General features: G+C 37.0%; 14 protein-coding genes. 1 reads left to right on the top strand and 13 read right to left on the bottom strand.

The window, feature by feature from the left end; all coding sequences use genetic code 11:
• Positions 1-2 precede the first annotated feature (2 nt).
• From gatA to CD29_RS06975, 9 genes are all read right to left on the bottom strand, one after another.
• Positions 3-1,466 (bottom strand): Asp-tRNA(Asn)/Glu-tRNA(Gln) amidotransferase subunit GatA, encoded by a 1,464-nt coding sequence (gene gatA, locus CD29_RS07015; RefSeq protein WP_036184650.1) that lies wholly within the window; start codon positions 1,464-1,466, stop codon positions 3-5.
• Positions 1,467-1,495: 29 nt separating this feature from the next.
• The gene (gene gatC / locus CD29_RS07010) at positions 1,496-1,789 is read right to left on the bottom strand and encodes an Asp-tRNA(Asn)/Glu-tRNA(Gln) amidotransferase subunit GatC (protein WP_036184647.1); all 294 of its coding nucleotides are present in this window, start codon (positions 1,787-1,789) and stop codon (positions 1,496-1,498) included.
• A 265-nt stretch (positions 1,790-2,054) separates the two neighbouring features.
• Complete coding sequence (locus CD29_RS07005; protein ID WP_036184646.1) at positions 2,055-3,218, bottom strand: CamS family sex pheromone protein; 1,164 nt, start codon at positions 3,216-3,218, stop codon at positions 2,055-2,057.
• Between the two features lie 14 nt (positions 3,219-3,232).
• Entirely contained in the window at positions 3,233-5,236 is a 2,004-nt protein-coding gene (gene ligA / locus CD29_RS07000) for an NAD-dependent DNA ligase LigA (protein WP_036184645.1), read from the bottom strand.
• Between the two features lie 31 nt (positions 5,237-5,267).
• A complete protein-coding gene (gene pcrA / locus CD29_RS06995; protein ID WP_036184644.1) occupies positions 5,268-7,523 on the bottom strand; it encodes a DNA helicase PcrA in 2,256 nt (751 codons plus the stop codon).
• 184 nt (positions 7,524-7,707) lie between these two features.
• Positions 7,708-8,400 carry a heptaprenylglyceryl phosphate synthase gene (gene pcrB, locus CD29_RS06990; protein WP_036184643.1) on the bottom strand — a complete coding sequence of 231 codons (693 nt, stop codon included), beginning with the start codon at positions 8,398-8,400 and terminating at the stop codon, positions 7,708-7,710.
• A gap of 170 nt (positions 8,401-8,570) precedes the next feature.
• A complete protein-coding gene (locus CD29_RS06985) occupies positions 8,571-8,888 on the bottom strand; it encodes a YerC/YecD family TrpR-related protein (protein ID WP_036184642.1) in 318 nt (105 codons plus the stop codon).
• A gap of 20 nt (positions 8,889-8,908) precedes the next feature.
• Complete coding sequence (locus CD29_RS06980) at positions 8,909-9,967, bottom strand: DUF3048 domain-containing protein (protein ID WP_036184640.1); 1,059 nt, start codon at positions 9,965-9,967, stop codon at positions 8,909-8,911.
• 13 nt (positions 9,968-9,980) lie between these two features.
• A complete protein-coding gene (locus CD29_RS06975; protein ID WP_036184638.1) occupies positions 9,981-11,711 on the bottom strand; it encodes an adenine deaminase C-terminal domain-containing protein in 1,731 nt (576 codons plus the stop codon).
• A gap of 196 nt (positions 11,712-11,907) precedes the next feature.
• On the opposite strand from CD29_RS06975, the gene CD29_RS19950 reads away from it, so the two are divergent.
• The gene (locus tag CD29_RS19950) at positions 11,908-12,249 is read left to right on the top strand and encodes a YgaP family membrane protein (protein ID WP_081976173.1); all 342 of its coding nucleotides are present in this window, start codon (positions 11,908-11,910) and stop codon (positions 12,247-12,249) included.
• 66 nt (positions 12,250-12,315) lie between these two features.
• Here CD29_RS19950 and purD read toward each other — a convergent pair whose 3' ends face one another.
• From purD to purM, 4 genes are all read right to left on the bottom strand, one after another.
• The gene (gene purD, locus CD29_RS06965; protein ID WP_036184635.1) at positions 12,316-13,572 is read right to left on the bottom strand and encodes a phosphoribosylamine--glycine ligase; all 1,257 of its coding nucleotides are present in this window, start codon (positions 13,570-13,572) and stop codon (positions 12,316-12,318) included.
• Between the two features lie 258 nt (positions 13,573-13,830).
• Entirely contained in the window at positions 13,831-15,357 is a 1,527-nt protein-coding gene (gene purH / locus CD29_RS06960; RefSeq protein WP_036184622.1) for a bifunctional phosphoribosylaminoimidazolecarboxamide formyltransferase/IMP cyclohydrolase, read from the bottom strand.
• Between the two features lie 83 nt (positions 15,358-15,440).
• Entirely contained in the window at positions 15,441-16,007 is a 567-nt protein-coding gene (gene purN / locus CD29_RS06955) for a phosphoribosylglycinamide formyltransferase (protein WP_036184618.1), read from the bottom strand.
• Positions 16,007-17,062, bottom strand: coding sequence for a phosphoribosylformylglycinamidine cyclo-ligase (gene purM, locus CD29_RS06950; RefSeq protein ID WP_036184615.1), 1,056 nt, complete (start codon positions 17,060-17,062; stop codon positions 16,007-16,009). The genes purN and purM overlap by 1 nt, the downstream gene beginning before the upstream one ends.
• Positions 17,063-17,064 lie beyond the last annotated feature (2 nt).

Genomic DNA, 17,064 nt, shown 5'->3' with positions numbered 1-17,064 from the left:
AATTATTTACCCTCCCAAATTTGAGGAGTTTGTTTATGGAAGTCAGTCGCTTGCTCATATGCGTAAGCTGTGCGATAGATTGTTTCCTCATCAAAGTGTTTTCCGATAATTTGTAAACCAAGTGGTAAACCTTCGTGGAATCCACATGGAATAGAGATTGCTGGAACACCTGCCAAGTTAATTGGAATTGTTAAAATGTCGTTTGCATACATCGTTAATTGATCATGAGTATTTTGATTGATTTTAAATGCTGCAGTTGGTGCAGTTGGCCCAACAATCACATCGTAGTTTTCAAATACTTTATCGTAATCTTCTTTAATTAATGTACGCACTTGTTGAGCTTTTTTGTAGTAAGCATCATACGTACCTGCAGATAACGAATACGTACCAAGCATAATACGAAGTTTAACTTCTTCACCAAAACCTTTGGCACGTGTTTCTTTATATAGCTCCATTAGGTTTTTCACGCCTTCAGCACGGAAACCATAACGGATTCCATCGAAACGTGAAAGGTTTGATGATGCCTCTGAAGATGCAAGGATATAGTATGCTGCTAGTGCATACTTAGAGTGAGGAAGTGATACTTCTTCCACTGTAGCACCCAATCCTTTTAATACATCTAGAGCACTTTTAATCGATTGGCGTACTTCTTCACTTACACCTTCTGCTAAAAACTCTTTCGGTACTGCTACACGTAGTCCTTTAATGTCACCATTTAAGTTAGCTACATAATTCGGAACTGGAACATTAGCTGAAGTAGAATCGTTAGGATCTACTCCTGCAATGGCTTCAAGTAGAAGTGCGTTATCATACACAGTACGAGTAATTGGGCCGACTTGGTCTAGTGATGAAGCATAAGCAACTAAACCGAAACGTGAAACACGTCCATACGTTGGTTTCATTCCTACAACGCCACAATATGCTGCTGGTTGACGGATTGAACCCCCAGTATCAGAACCAAGCGAGAATGGAACTTCACCTGCTGCAACAGAAGCTGCAGAAGCACCAGAAGAACCCCCAGGAACATAATCTAAGTTCCATGGATTTCTTGTCGTTTTATATGCAGAGTTTTCGTTTGATGAACCCATTGCAAATTCATCCATGTTTAATTTTCCGATTGTTACCATGCCCGCATCGCGTAATTTTTTTACGACAGTTGCATCATAAATAGGTATGAACCCTTTTAAGATTTTCGAAGCACATGTAGTTTCAAGGCCTTCTGTCACAATATTATCTTTTACCCCAATAGGTAAACCGAATAACGGACCACGTTCCCCTGTAGGGATAGTCTCTAATTCTTCTGCACGTTGTAGTGCCTTTTCTTTATCTAAAGCTAAAAACGCTTGTACGTCTCCATCCAATTTTTCAATTCGTGAAAACGCTTCGTTTGTTAAGTCAGCGATTGTGTATTCGCCGTTATGTAAACCTTCTTGTAATTCTCTTGCTGAACGTTCAAATAACGTCATAGTAGGGGGTCCCTCCTTCACGGTTAATGTTAGTCTTCTAAGATTGGTGGCACTTTAACTTGTCCATTTTCTTGTTCTTTTACATTTAACATCATTACATCACGATCTAAACCTTTTACTGCAACATCCTCGCGCATTACATTCACGATAGATAATACATGCGAAGTCGGTTCAACATTCGTAGTGTCTAATTCGTTTAGTTGTTCTGCAAAGACTGTAATCTTACCAAGCTGATCAGCAAACTTTTCTGCTTCTTCATCTGTGATTGCAAGTCTTGCTAAATGTGCAACGTGCTTTACTTCTTCTTTTGACAGTTTTGCCATTTCTACACCTCCGAATTTAATACATGGCAATAATCAATAATAATACCATTTTTCCTTTAAAAAATCTCAAATTTGAACAAATACGTGAAAGTTCGCGTTAGATGATTCATTTTTTCATCACATTTTGTCGTCTACATAGTACCTACTAATTATCGCCATTTTCAGCTACATTTCAAACCTATTTACCAACAATAGAAATAATATGTGGGGGCAAATGAAAACAGCATAGCCAGAAAAGGACTACACTGTTTTTCTTAACTCTTATTTAATAAATATGAACAAATGGCTCATTTTCATTTGGTTCTTTAATTAGAAGTGCTTCTGCGCCATTAATGGAAGTAATATTTACTTCTATTCTCACATCATTTGGTAATTGATTGAGAATGACACCAGACAAGTATTGTGTAAACCCTATAATCTCTGTCGTACCATAAAATTGAATCGGAATCTCGATTTGAATTTCTTGTAATTCTTTATTTCGATAATATCCAGATCCGATTACACTTGTATAGTTAGAAAAATATTTATCGATATCTTGTTTAAAGTTTTGGAAGGCGGTATTCATTTCTCGATAATAGTCACCTTCTGCTGACGTTGGAAAAGTTACATAAACCTCATCAATTGATTGCCAATCGCCTAATCCATTTTGTCCTTGCTCAGACACACTATATGCAAAATAAGTACCTGGTACAATTGAGTTTCTTGCTTTCTGTTCAAAAAGTCCGATAATAATTGGTACATCACTTAGTTCAGGACGCGCTCGCAATCTTGTAATTACTTCCTCAGCAATTTCCTTTCCTTTTTGTACCATGACGTCATTTGGGATTGGCTCTTGATAATATTCACCGTACTGCTCTTTTTGATAGTAGTAAATTGAGTTTAGTGCCAGTCCAATTGAAACTCCGCCAAGTCCGACTTTATTGTCATCAGTTTTTTTTAAATAGTTTTGCTCTACAATATGTGCAAGATAAATTGGTGCTTCCTTCGCTCGTGTTACAGGGTCCATTTCTACATCAGACTCATTTAAGTTTGAAGGATTTAGCCCCCATAGAGAAGGATCTTTCTTTGCATTTTGATTTTCACGGAGAAGCCAATTACTTACAGTATTTGCATCTAAATATTGTCCTTCTTGAAAGAAGAACTCGTCTGTACTAAATGCATTTTGCGAAAGACGCATTAGTCCTAGTTCTACTTCATTAATATCATATTTAGTATATAAATTTGAAACAACTAACCCCCTGCTAGCGCTCTCTTTATAAGGAATTAGCGTTTTATAGTAACTTTCATCTAATTGCATACTGGGGATAATCGTTGTTTCAACTTCTTCTGTTTCGTCTCGAAGAACTTCTGTGTCTTCTTCAGGAGAAGGAACACAGGCTGCTAGCATTGTTAATACAACGATTGAAGGAAGCCAGCGAAAACGGTTCATTATTTGAAACTCCTTTACTTATCTTCTAATTGCTCGACTAGGCGGTTTTCGTCCCAAACTTCAATCCCTAATTCAGTCGCTTTTGTTAACTTCGAGCCTGCATCGGCGCCTGCAATAACAAGGTCAGTTTTTTTACTTACACTTCCTGTAACTGTGCCACCTAATTCTTCTATTTTTGCTTTTGCTTCGTTACGTGTTAATTGTTCAAGTTTTCCTGTAAGAACGATTGTTTTTCCTGCGAATGGACTCGAACCTATTTCTACCTGTACTTTCTTCCCTTTGTAGGTCATGTTCACGCCTACCTCTTTTAAACGAGTTATTAGCAACTTCACTTCATCTTTCTCAAAGTAAGTGACAATCGATACAGCCATTTTGTCGCCAATTTCATGAATGGACTTGATATCATCTTCAGTAGCTACCATTAATGTATCAATTGATTCATATTGTTCTGAAAGAATTTTAGCGGCCTTTTCACCCACATGACGAATACCTAAACCAAAGAGTAGCCTTTCCATTGAGTTCTCTTTTGACTTCTCAATAGCATTCACTAAATTTGTAGCAGATTTTTCACCCATTCTTTCTAAATTAACTAAACGGGACACTTCCAAATGATATAAATCAGCGAAATCTCTAATAAGGTTTTCACGTAACAGTTGTTCAACTACTTTTTCTCCAAGTCCATCAATGTTCATGGCATTTCTAGAGACAAAGTGTTTAATACCTTCTGCGATTTGTGCAGGACAAGTAGGGTTAACACATCGAAGGGCAACTTCTCCTTCAATACGGATTAATTCACTACTACAAGCTATACATTCACTTGGCATTTCAAATGGCACTGCATCATCAGGTCTTTGTTCAAAGATGACGCCCACAACTTCAGGAATAATATCACCTGCTTTATGGACAATGACTGTATCTCCGATGCGGATATCCTTTTCACGGATTAAATCTTCATTATGAAGTGAGGCACGACCCACAGTTGAACCTGCAACTAACACAGGTTCTAGAATCGCAGTTGGGGTTATAACCCCTGTTCGACCTACTGTTAACTCGATGTCTAGTACCTTTGTAGTCACTTCTTCTGCAGGAAACTTGTAAGCGATTGCCCAACGAGGACTTTTAGCTGTAAAACCTAGTTCATCTTGATGTGCATATCGGTTAACTTTGACGACTATTCCATCAATTTCATAAGGTAAATTTGGGCGTTCCTCTGTCCATTTATTTATAAACGTTAATACATCATCGATTGTTGCACATAATTGTCTTTCTTTGTTCGATGGGAATCCTAATGTCTCTAGATAATCTAGCATTTCCGCATGGGAGTCGATTCCGTAACTTTCTCCATCTCCACCAATTGCATAAATAAAGGTTGAGAGATTTCTGCTTGCTGCCACTTTCGGATCAAGTTGTCTTAGAGAACCTGCTGCCGCATTCCTAGGATTTGCAAACGGTTCTTCACCATTTTCTTCACGTGATGCATTTAAATCTTGGAAGGATTTCTTTGGCATGTAAGCTTCCCCGCGCACCTCAATTGTCAAAGGCTCTTTTAAGCGAAGTGGAATCGATCGGATTGTTTTTAAGTTCATAGTAATGTCTTCTCCAACAGTTCCATCCCCACGGGTTGCCCCTTGAACAAAAACGCCATTTTCATATTTTAATGAAATAGCTAATCCATCGATTTTCAATTCACAAACATAAGAGTATTCTGATCCAATTGCTTGGCCAATTTTACGATCAAAGTCTCTCAGATCTTCTTCATTAAACGCATTTGATAAGCTTAACATTGAGTAAGTATGAGTAACTTTTTGGAAACCCTCTAATGGTTTGCCTCCTACTCTTTGTGTCGGAGAATCAGGATAAATGAATTCAGGGTTTTCCTTTTCTAACGCAATGAGTTCTTGTAAAAGTCGATCATATTCAGCATCCGAAACAATTGGCCTATCAAGTACATAGTAAGCATGACCGTACTCATGAAGTAGCGTATTAAGTTCTGCAACTCGTTTTTCTTTGTCGTTCATCGTTTTCCTCCACCATTCATTTGGCTACTAATTATCCTTTTGTAATAGGAGCAAATTTAGCTAATAAACGCTTCACACCTAATTCTGGAAAAGCAATATCTAGTTCTAAATCATCGTTATTTCCTCTTACACTAACAACGGTACCTGTACCCCACTTTTTATGAATCGCTTTGTCACCAAGTTTCCAATCCATTTGGTCTCCACCCGTTGACTCGAGACTTGAAACTTGAGATTTTGATTGAACATTGCCGATGGTTCTGCGGTGACTATACTCTCTACTGTTACGACCGGCTCCAAATGGAAGTCTGTCCGCTTCAGGGCGGGCGTTTGCTAATGTAATTTGCTCAATTATTTCGTCCGAAATTTCACGTAAAAATCTTGAAGGTGCATTGAAGCTTGAACGTCCATATAACGTTCTTGACTGTGCACAAGTTAAGTAAAGTCTTTCTTCTGCACGCGTTATTCCAACATAAGCAAGTCTGCGTTCTTCTTCCATTTCTGCTGCATCATCAAGCGAACGAGAATGTGGGAAAATATTTTCTTCCATACCGATGATAAAGACAACTGGGAATTCTAACCCCTTCGCGGAGTGCATCGTCATTAAAATAATGCTTCCTTTTGAAGTATCATCCTTATCAAGTGAATCGATATCTGCTACTAATGCTAAATCAGTTAAGAAGGCTATTAATGATTTCTCGTCACTGCGTTCTTCAAAGGCTTTTGTAACAGATAAAAATTCTTCAATGTTTTCTAAACGGCTTTCTGATTCAATCGTTTTTTCATTTTGAAGCATTTCGCGATAACCCGTTTTATCTATTACTTGTTCTACAAGTTCTGTAACGGAAAGATATTCTTGCATTTTAGTAAATCCAGCAATTAGATCCCGGAATTTCTCAACTGCATTCATTGCTTTTGGTGTTAAGCCCATGAATACTACTTCGTTCATAGCATCGAAGATAGAACGATCTTGTTCAATTGCATACGTTGCCATTCTTTCAAAGGAGGTAGCACCAATATTACGCTTCGGCTCGTTAATAATTCGAGCAAGGGATAAATCGTCATCATTATTTGCAATCAAACGTAAATAAGCTAATAAATCTTTAATTTCTTTACGATCATAGAATTTTGTTCCGCCAACGATTTGGTAAGTAATATTTGATTTTACAAGTACTTCTTCCATCACACGTGACTGTGCGTTAGTACGATAAAGAATTGCAAAATCATCTAAAGAACGGTTTTCTTTTTCCATTAGCTCTTTAATCGTTTTTACAACAAATTGCGCCTCTTGCTGTTCATTTCCAGATTTAAAGAGCTTAATTTTGTCCCCATCTACATTATCAGTTCGTAGTTTTTTAGGATATCTGCTCTCATTATTTTCAATAACATCGTTTGCGGCTTTTAAAATACGTTTTGTCGATCGATAGTTTTGCTCTAGCAAAATAACCTTTGCATTTGGGTAATCTTTTTCAAAGGATAATATATTTCCGATGTCGGCTCCACGCCAACGATAAATCGACTGATCTGAGTCACCCACTACACAGATATTTTTAAATTTTTTTGCTAGCATTTGAACTAGTTTATATTGTGAATGGTTGGTATCTTGATATTCGTCCACGTGAATGTATTGGAATTTATTTTGATAATACTCTAATACTTCAGGCACTCGTTCAAACAATCGAATAGTTGTCATAATAAGATCATCAAAATCGAGGGATTGGTTTTTGAGAAGGCGTTTTTCGTATCCTTCATAGACTTGTGCAATAACTTTCTCATAGGGGTTGTTAGGATTACTATTTGCTTGATATTGATCTGCTGTAATACATTCATTTTTTGCCGAACTAATAGCATTTAAAATTGCACGCGGCTCAAATCGTTTTGAATCTATATTCAATTGCTTAGATACATTTTTCACCACAGACAATTGATCCGCAGAATCTAATATGGAGAAACTTTTAGAAATGCCTATACGGTCAATATTTCTACGTAAGATCCTTACACACATTGAGTGGAATGTAGATACCCACATGCTTTCTGATATTCCTGCACCAAGTAAGCCATCTATACGATTTCTCATTTCACGAGCTGCTTTATTTGTAAATGTAATTGCTAAGATTTTCGATGGATAGACTTCTTTTTCAACGACTAAATAAGCAATTCTATGTGTTAACACTCTTGTTTTTCCAGAACCTGCCCCAGCCATGATCAAAAGTGGTCCTTCTGTCGTTTTCACTGCTTCTGCTTGTTCAGGGTTCATACCGTTTAATAAGTTTTTAGTTAATTGTTCCATGATGCACCACCTTTATCATTTACGGTTTTGCGAGGACCAGATTTTGTAGCGTTAGTTAAATATTGTTCTACGTAATCTGTGTCAACGACCTATGCATTAATTATATTTAACTCTATTAATTCAAAATAAAATCAATACAAACACCTGTTCTATATTATACTATAATGTCAATCATTAATCAGCTTTAAATTGAAATACTTTTCACAGCATTTACCGTTTTTAATGCTTGGTTTAAATTTTCATAAATAATGTTTCCTACAATAATCGTATCCGCAATTTTTGCCATTTCAGTTGCTTGTTCTGGTGATGAAATTCCGCCACCATAAAATACTCTTGCGTCATTCACAACTCCTTTTACCGCTGAAACCATTTTTGGATCCCCATATGTTCCGCTATATTCTAGGTAAAAAATAGGGAACTTAAAGTAGCTTTCTGCTAAACGAGCATATGCAATAACATCTTCTTCCGTTAAATCTGTTTGGGCTTTTGTTTCCTTTGCCACTTTACAATCAGAATTTAAAACACAGTAACCTTCAGCAATCAGTTCGTCCCATACAAGAATGTCCCCGTATTCTTTTATAGCTTCATGATGTAAATCCTTCACCCATTTTGTTTCTGTACTGTTTAATACAGAAGGAATTAAATAATAATCAAATCCCGGTGTCACTGATTCTATGTTAGAGATTTCTAATGCTACTGGCACTGTGAAACGGCGTATTCTTACGAGTTTATCAATTACATTATCAATTGTTACTCCGTCGGTCCCACCAACTAATATAACATCAGTTCCTGACTCACAAATCTTCTCTAATGACTCATCAGATATTTCTTTTGCAGGGTCTATTTTAAACACATGTCTCCAATTTTTATAATCCATTTCATTCCCACCTACTCATTCGTTCAAACAATCTTTTTCTCGATTACAAGTATATCCTAAACTATCTAAAAGCGAAAAGAAGTCGCATATTATAATCTACGTAATGTTGGTTTAATATTTACCAAAAGAAAACCACCTAAGCAGTGAGTTTACTGTTAGATGGTCATAGTTTATTTTGAAGCTTGAAAAGGCTTTTCATCTGGGTACAAGCGACCTAACATTTTGTCGTATGTATCGTTCCCATAGTCGAAGCAACGTCTTACGCGTGAAATGGTAGCTGTCGACGCTCCAGTTTCTTTCTTAATCGTTTCATACGTCTTTTTTAAGCGAAGAAGGTGCGCTACTTCAAATCGTTGCGCAAGTGATTGAATTTCACTTATTGTACATAGATCATCAAAGAATTCATAACATTCTTCTAGGTTTTTTAATTCAAGAACAGCTTTAAATAATTGATCTGTTTGATGACCACGAATTTTCTCTATTTGCATAATGTCTCATCCTTTCATTACTATTGTGTATAGGTAACAAAAGACTCAATTCCAGGGTAAGATGGAACAAAATGGACCCAAGTTTTTCCAGGAACTAATTTCACTTCACTACCGTTTCCTTCAACTGCTTTTAATACACCATCACGATTTTCCCATAGCACTTCTCGCATTGTTCCGTTTTGGAAGACATAAGCATTACCACCTTTTGTTATGTCGATTTCTCGTCGACCAACACTATCGATAATCTTATGATCCATCTCAAAAATTAAAATATTAGATATGGCGATAGGCTGATTAGTTAAATCATCAACTGTTTCATCGTTTCCTGATTGCCTTGAATAGGTCTTATCAACAGAGTTATACGAATAAACACTATTGAACTGACCATTTTTGCTATAATTCACTTCAATATTATTTGTTTGTAAACCTATATTAACATCCTCGTCAGATTCATAATAAGTATACGATACTTTTTTTTGATAGAGAAGTGAAGCGCCTACTTTTTCGGCCGCTATTTTTACATTATCACCTGAAATATAGGAGTTATGAGGTGCTTTACGGTCCTTGGAACGGTGAAACAGAGTTCCATCATATTGCATTCCGTTGACATTATCAATCACACCACTAAATAACATAGTATGTGCCTCTGGACTGTATCCGTGAGCAATGTAGAACGCATCAAGTCCTACCGCGATGTCAATAAAGTAATCACGGGCACTTCTAACTGGCCCTATATTTTCTGGTATGTCAGATTGGAAAAGTGCTAAGAATCGTGTCACATCTCCTTCTGCTAGCATTTCATAAACAACATCAGCCGAAGCAAGACCAGCTTGTGGTCTAGCTTGAGGGTGATTATTAATAGTTACAATGATTGGACGCATCGTAATTTCATTTTCCACACGTTCCCCAGTAAATGGTGTTATATAAGGCAATTGAACTTCTTCTACTTTAGATTCTTCCTGTTGCACAGTTTCTTCTTGCTTAGGGGGATCACTTTGTTCGGTTGCTTCGTCTTCACTCCCACATGCAGCAAGTAATAAAGTTGTTGCTACAACACAATACAGTCCTTTTTTCCACATAATTCTATCCCCTTTAGCGCATAACAGCAGGTAACATTACTTGCTTCTTTAAAACATCGAATATGCCTCTAGGAGTTATACGAATATACGGTAAATGAGTTGATTGTAAAAATAAAAGCGTATATATCGCATCTGTATGATGATAGCCTCGATCCTTTAATGCTGATTTTAGCGCAGTTTCTTTTTCGATTAATTCTTCAACTGGTCCATCGTATAACGTTCCACCAATAGTGAGTGGAATCGATGCAATTACTTCTTCATTTTCTACTAAAACAATTCCACCATTTAATTTCTTCATTTCTAAAAAGGCTTTTTTCATATCTTTAATACTTTTACCTATTAGAATAATATGACCTGTATTAGAATAAGAGGTAGCAAATCCCTTTACATGAGTAGCGAATCCTTTTAGCATTGTGTTCACACGCCATTTACCATTACGGTCAATCAATACTAGCAAACATTCATCATGTGTTGTTGATAATTCGCTTTCCTTTAGTTTTACACTAATACGATAAGGTTTTGTAATTACATCATTTACCATTTCAATACCAATCGGCATCGAGAACTGGAAATCATTATCTGTAATATCATACGAAATATTTAGCGGTTCAAAATTGCTCCAATCAAATGGAGTAAAAGCATTCACTTTTTCAAAATTGCGTTTTAACCAAATTCCCTTAGATAACACTGATTCTGGTGTTGGATTATATTCATCTGTTAATATATTAAGAGTTGCAAAGCGACCAGGAGCTATTAATCCATGTAAATGATCCATATTATAATAACGCGCAGCATTGTATGAAGCCATATTGTAAGCATCAATAGGATTTACTCCTGAATCTAATGCAATTTTAACACACAAATCCATTATCCCATCTTTATGGAAACTAGGAGTTGACCCATCAGTAGTCATCATTAAATGATCAAATATATTTAACTCTTTTTCTATAATCCCTTTTAGTATATCTGGTAAATCAGGTCGAATGGAAGAATATCTTAACGTGACTGCATAACCTTGCAGAATTCTCTTTTCCACATCTTCAACAGTCATCGACTCATGGTCGCCAGTTGCTCCAAATAAACGCATCTTAGCAAGCGTTCTCTCGGATGCTCCAGGAAAATGTCCTTCAATTTTTTTCCCTTTTGCTTTAGCCGATTGTATCCAGTAAAGCATTTGATCGTCACCACTAAGTAATCTCGGCCATCCTGTTAGTTCGCCACCAAGGATCGTGTCATTTCGGCCCAACCATTCAAAAACGGACTTATTTGTAAATACTTCATCTTCGTTTTCTAATTCGGTTTGCGAATCAAATCTTACCCACCAATAAAAGTTGAAAGGTAACTTCTTCAATTGTTCGATAATTGCAAACGCTTTCTTATTTGGAAGTGATAACATAAAAGTCATATTATCGGCAATGAATGTAGTTGTACCCGTTTGCGTGGCAAAATCTGCAAAGGAATGCGGATTATAGAGCTGGAATGGGTGTACATGCGGTTCAATATAACCAGGTACAACCGACTTGCCATCTAATTCAACGACTTCGGTATTAGTTAGATTAAGAGGCATTTTACTGCCAACATAAACAATTCGATCTCCAGAAATCCAAATATTTCCTGAAATCCATGTTTTCAGCATGCTATGTAAATACCTCGCATTTTTCAACACTATGGTGGGTGATGCTTGGCCATCAATTACCGCAATTTGATTACGTATTTCTTCAATTTTCCACGTAGGTTCCATCATTTATTACACTCCCTTCCAATTTTCCAAAAATTTAAACTTGTTAATCACATTATATACGCACATACTAACTTTGCAAAAATATTGCGTCATATTATTTTACGCAAACTTTGTTTATATTATCGTATCACAGCAAAATTTTAAATTGAAGTATTTCTATAGGAATATTTATGTTACTTCATGAAGGGAGATGTTACAAATGGAAGAAAATATTTCAGAACGTAATGGCTTTGGGCGATTAATGTGTGGTGTTGCTTTAACTGCGATGGGGACAGCGCACTTAGCACGTGATAGTAAAGGGTTAGGTTTTGCTTTAGTAGCTGCAGGAGCAATGAAGGTTGCAGAAGGGATTTTCTTATATTGTCCATTAACTGCACTGATTAATTCAAATGTGAAAGATGCAGTTACTTCTACTTTTGATGAATTCATGGATGGGGAAACATTAATGAAAGCATTTAATGAGAATTATCAAAACCAAGGAGGACAATCAAGTTCTTCGGGTACTTCTAGTAGTGGTCAAGCAGCCACAAATCCTAGCTAAATAAAAAAATGGTGCATGGCACTCATACAATTTTGAGAAACAAAAGTTGTGTGAGTGCCTAACACCTTATTTAAATGTGCGCCAACCAATATCTTTTCTGTAAAAGAATTTGTCCCAAACTTCTTGATTTAAACCTTCATACACTCGATCTTGCGCCTCTTTTAGCGTGTTCGCTTTAGTTGCAACTAAGAGTACTCGTCCACCATTACCAACATATTTTTCATCCACTAATTTTGTTCCAGCATGATAGACATCATAGCTTTCACTTAGGTTAGTTAAGTTAGGTAGTGTATTACCTTTTTCAACATCTCCTGGATATCCTTCTGCTGCTATAACGACTCCCAACATAGCCTCATTTGACCATTGTAAATCAAACTCTTTTTCTTCCATTAATGCTTTCATAAATAAACCAAAATCTGAACTCATTCTCGGAAGAACGACTTGTGTTTCTGGGTCACCAAATCGAGCATTAAATTCGATAACTTTTGGGCCATTTTTTGTGAGTATTAACCCAGCATATAAAATTCCTGTAAAAGATACACCTTCTTCTTCCATAGCTTTTACTGTCGGTTCGACAATATCAATATATGCTTTTGATACTATTTCTTCTGAAATTTGTGGGACTGGTGAGTAAGCTCCCATTCCTCCAGTATTTGGCCCTTTATCGCCGTCATATGCACGTTTATGATCTTGTGCAATTACCATTGGATAGATTTGTCCTTTATGTACAAAAGACATGAAAGAGAATTCTTCTCCATCTAAAAACTCCTCAATTACTACGCGTGAAGACGATTCACCAAAACGTTGATTTCCAATCATGTCTTCGATTGCGTCAATTGCCTCTTGCTCAGTCATGGCAACAACCACACCTTTTCCAGCGGCAAGGCCATCAGCTTTAACAACAATTGGTGCACCGTTTTGTTTAATATATTGAATCGCTAATTTTGCATCTGTAAATGTTTCATAAGTTGCTGTTGGAATATTGTACTTTTCCATAATTTGTTTTGCGTATGATTTTGAACCTTCAATTTTTGCTGCTGCCTTTGTTGGTCCAAAAATAGTCAAGTTCTCGTTTTGAAAATAATCTACAATACCTTCTGCTAATGGCTGTTCCGGCCCAACAAATGTAAGGTCGATTTTGTTTTCCTTTGCGAAACTTGCGAGTTCCTGAAAATTCAGGGCATCGATTGGTAAGATTTCTGCACAATCGCGCATTCCGTCATTCCCCGGTGCTACATAAACATTCTTCACAGAGGGAGAAATACTAAATTTTTTCGCGATAGCGTGTTCACGGCCGCCACTACCAATTACGAGGATGTTCATATGGGTTCCTCCTTATAATTAATTTATTTTAGTACGAATCTTTATTTTTGGGAGAAAAGTTACTCCTGTTACGTGCGAGATTGCACGATTTACCGGCGCATTTCTTATTACGTGCGAAATTTCCTTTGTTACGTGCGATTCCATCGTGTTTACGTGCGGATTTCCTCACTTTACGTGCGTGTTTTCACGAAATACGTGCGCACAACTAATAGACTAGACGAAACGCTCGCCTCACCAAAGACGAGCGCTCATTTTTAATTAATGTTTAAAATGTCTAACTCCAGTAAACACCATCGCGATTCCAAATTCGTTTGCTTTGTCAATAGAGTCTTGGTCTTTAATAGAACCACCAGGCTGGATAATTGCCTTAATACCAGCAGCTGCGGCAGTTTCTACTGTATCGCTCATCGGGAAGAATGCGTCTGAAGCTAATACTGCACCTATTGCCTTTTCACCAGCTTGTTCTAAAGCAATTTTTGCTGCTCCAACACGATTCATTTGTCCAGCACCGACACCTAAAGTCATATGAGCGTCATTTACAACAATTGCATTTGACTTCACATGTTTTACAACTGCCCAACCAAGTTTTAACGCTTCCCACTCTTCTTCAGTAGGTTCTCGGTCAGTGACAACTTTGATCTCTGCATTATCAAAACCATATTGATCATCTTCTTGAACTAGTAAGCCACCTTCAACAGATACAACTTTGAATTTGTCTTGTTTTTCTTGAGCAAAGTTGATTGACATTAAACGAATGTTTTTCTTTTTCGTTAAAATTTCTAACGCTTCATCTGTGAATGATGGAGCGATAATAATCTCTAGGAAAATACCACTTAATTTCTCTGCTGTTGCAACATCTACTTCACGGTTTAAAGCAATAATACCACCAAAGATAGACGTTGGGTCTGCTTCGTACGCTTTATCAAATGCTGCTTCGATGTTTTCACCTGTACCAACACCACATGGATTCATGTGTTTTACTGCAACAGCAGCAGGAACGTTAAATTCTTTAACGATTTGAAGGGCTGCGTTTCCATCTTGAATGTTGTTATATGATAATTCTTTACCATGTAATTGTGTTGCATAAGCTAATGAAAAATCTGAACTTAAACGTTTTTGGTAGAAAGCTGCTTTTTGATGAGGGTTTTCTCCATAACGTAACGTTTGTTTTAGCTCATACGTCATTGTTAAGTTCTCAGGGAAGTCTTCTTCTGTTAAGTAATTTGAAATATAAGAATCGTATGCTGCTGTATGACGGAAAACTTTAGCCGCTAGTTTACGGCGAGTTTCAATTGTTGTTGCACCAGTTGCTTTTAACTCTTCCAGTACTTTTGCATAATCATTTGAATCGACAATTACCGTCACATATTGATGATTTTTTGCAGCAGAACGCAACATTGTTGGACCACCGATATCAATATTTTCAATTGCATCGTCCCATGTTACATCAGGCTTTGAAATTGTTTCAACAAAAGGATATAAGTTAACACAGACAATTTCGATTGGCTCAATTCCGTGTTGTTCCATTTGTACTTTATGAGAAGGGTCGTCAAATTTCCCTAATAAACCGCCATGGATTAAAGGATTCAATGTTTTCACACGACCATCTAAAATCTCTGGGAATTTCGTTACTTCATCAACAGCTGTTACAGGAACATCGTTGTCTTGAAGCATTTTTTTCGTACCACCAGTTGATAAAATTTCATAACCTAATGCTACTAATTCTTTTGCAAAATCTAAAATACCATCTTTATTCGAAACACTAATAAGTGCACGTTTAGTCATGTGATGCGTCCTCCATATCAATAAAATTAACCAAATTAAGCAAAGAGTACGCGCAAGGCGTACATTTTCTAAGATCTCATTTATTATTTTTCAAATAATTGTTTCAAAGTTTTTGTATAAAGCTCATGTTCTAATGCATGAATACGAGTTTCTGTTTCCTCCCGATTGCCATCGACTACCTCAACAGCTGCTTGGGCTAGAATCGGACCAGTATCCATACCTTCATCGACTAGATGCACTGTAACCCCTGTTACCTTTACGCCGTGTGCCAATGCTTGACCGATTGCATCTTTTCCTGGAAATGAAGGTAATAGCGAAGGATGGATGTTCACTATACGGTTCGTATAAGAGGACAATAGAGTGTCTCCAATTAATCGCATATAACCAGCTAACACAATCCATTCTACATTTTTATCACGTAGTAACGTGACAATCTCAGTTTCGTATGCTTCTTTTGATTCGTATGTTTTTGCAGTAAAAGTATGTACTGGGATCCCAAAGTTTTCAGCGCGCGTTACAACAAATGCATTGGGTCGATCAGTTACAACAACCTCTACTTTAGCATCTAGCTCACCACGTTCAATTGCTTCTTGGATTGCTTGGAAGTTACTTCCGCTACCAGAAGCGAAAATTGCAATCTTTGTTGCCATTACACTAAACTCCCATCATGAGAACCGTTAAAAATTACACCTTCACCATTCACTACACGACCAATTTTATAAGCTTTTTCACCATGTTTTTCAGCAATTTCAATTACTTTTTCTGCATCTTTTTCTGGAACAGAAAGTACATATCCAATACCCATGTTAAAAACATTATATAAATCTTTGTCTGCTAGGCGTCCTTTATCCTTTAACAACTCAAAAATACGAAGTACTGGCCAAGAACCTATTTCAACTTCAGTTGCAAGCCCTTCTGGCATCATGCGTGGTAAGTTTTCATAGAAGCCTCCACCTGTAACATGGGCCATTCCGTGAACTTCAACTTCTTTTAAAATTTCAAGAACAGGTTTTGCGTAAATTTTAGTTGGTGTAAGAAGGGCTTCTCCGATTGGTCCTAAATCTTCATATCCTTCAACAACTTGATCAGTCGTAAATCCGTTATCTGCAAATACGATTTTGCGAACTAATGAATATCCATTTGAGTGAACTCCACTAGATGCTAAACCAATTAGAACATCCCTAGCAATAATTTTTTCACCAGTTACAATATTAGCTTTTTCAGCTGCACCAACAGCAAAGCCAGCTAGATCGTATTCATCTTCCTCGTAAAGACCAGGCATTTCTGCAGTTTCTCCACCGATTAAAGCTGCTCCTGATTGAACACAGCCATCTGCAACGCCTTTTACAATTTGTTCAATTTTGGAAGGCTCTGCTTTACCTACCGCAACATAATCTAAGAAATATAATGGTTCTGCACCTTGCGCAACAATATCATTCACACACATTGCAACACAGTCAATACCAATTGTGTCGTGTTTGTCGACCATAAATGCTAGCTTTAATTTTGTTCCAACACCATCAGTACCTGAAATAAGAACAGGTTCTTTTAGATTAAGTGTTGATAAGTCGAACATGCCACCAAAGCCACCAAAAGTACCCATCACACCTAAACGATTTGTGCGCTCTACGTGAGATTTCATACGTTTTACTGCTTCATAGCCAGCTTCTATATTAACGCCTGCTTGTTCATATGCTTTTGACATGT

The sequence above is a fragment of the Ureibacillus manganicus DSM 26584 genome (assembly GCF_000772945.1).
Classification (GTDB): domain Bacteria; phylum Bacillota; class Bacilli; order Bacillales_A; family Planococcaceae; genus Ureibacillus; species Ureibacillus manganicus.
Note: the sequence above shows the minus strand (reverse complement) of the source record. Positions and strands in the feature narration are given on the sequence as shown.

Bases quoted from the DNA above. Each gene is read 5' to 3' on its own strand.
- gatA (WP_036184650.1), bottom strand. From the start codon at position 1,466: ATGACGTTATTTGAACGTTCAGCAAGAGAATTACAAGAAGGTTTACAT.
- gatC (WP_036184647.1), bottom strand. From the start codon at position 1,789: ATGGCAAAACTGTCAAAAGAAGAAGTAAAGCACGTTGCACATTTAGCA.
- CD29_RS07005 (WP_036184646.1), bottom strand. From the start codon at position 3,218: ATGAACCGTTTTCGCTGGCTTCCTTCAATCGTTGTATTAACAATGCTA.
- ligA (WP_036184645.1), bottom strand. From the start codon at position 5,236: ATGAACGACAAAGAAAAACGAGTTGCAGAACTTAATACGCTACTTCAT.
- pcrA (WP_036184644.1), bottom strand. From the start codon at position 7,523: ATGGAACAATTAACTAAAAACTTATTAAACGGTATGAACCCTGAACAA.
- pcrB (WP_036184643.1), bottom strand. From the start codon at position 8,400: ATGGATTATAAAAATTGGAGACATGTGTTTAAAATAGACCCTGCAAAA.
- CD29_RS06985 (WP_036184642.1), bottom strand. From the start codon at position 8,888: ATGCAAATAGAGAAAATTCGTGGTCATCAAACAGATCAATTATTTAAA.
- CD29_RS06980 (WP_036184640.1), bottom strand. From the start codon at position 9,967: ATGTGGAAAAAAGGACTGTATTGTGTTGTAGCAACAACTTTATTACTT.
- CD29_RS06975 (WP_036184638.1), bottom strand. From the start codon at position 11,711: ATGATGGAACCTACGTGGAAAATTGAAGAAATACGTAATCAAATTGCG.
- CD29_RS19950 (WP_081976173.1), top strand. From the start codon at position 11,908: ATGGAAGAAAATATTTCAGAACGTAATGGCTTTGGGCGATTAATGTGT.
- purD (WP_036184635.1), bottom strand. From the start codon at position 13,572: ATGAACATCCTCGTAATTGGTAGTGGCGGCCGTGAACACGCTATCGCG.
- purH (WP_036184622.1), bottom strand. From the start codon at position 15,357: ATGACTAAACGTGCACTTATTAGTGTTTCGAATAAAGATGGTATTTTA.
- purN (WP_036184618.1), bottom strand. From the start codon at position 16,007: ATGGCAACAAAGATTGCAATTTTCGCTTCTGGTAGCGGAAGTAACTTC.
- purM (WP_036184615.1), bottom strand. From the start codon at position 17,062: ATGTCAAAAGCATATGAACAAGCAGGCGTTAATATAGAAGCTGGCTAT.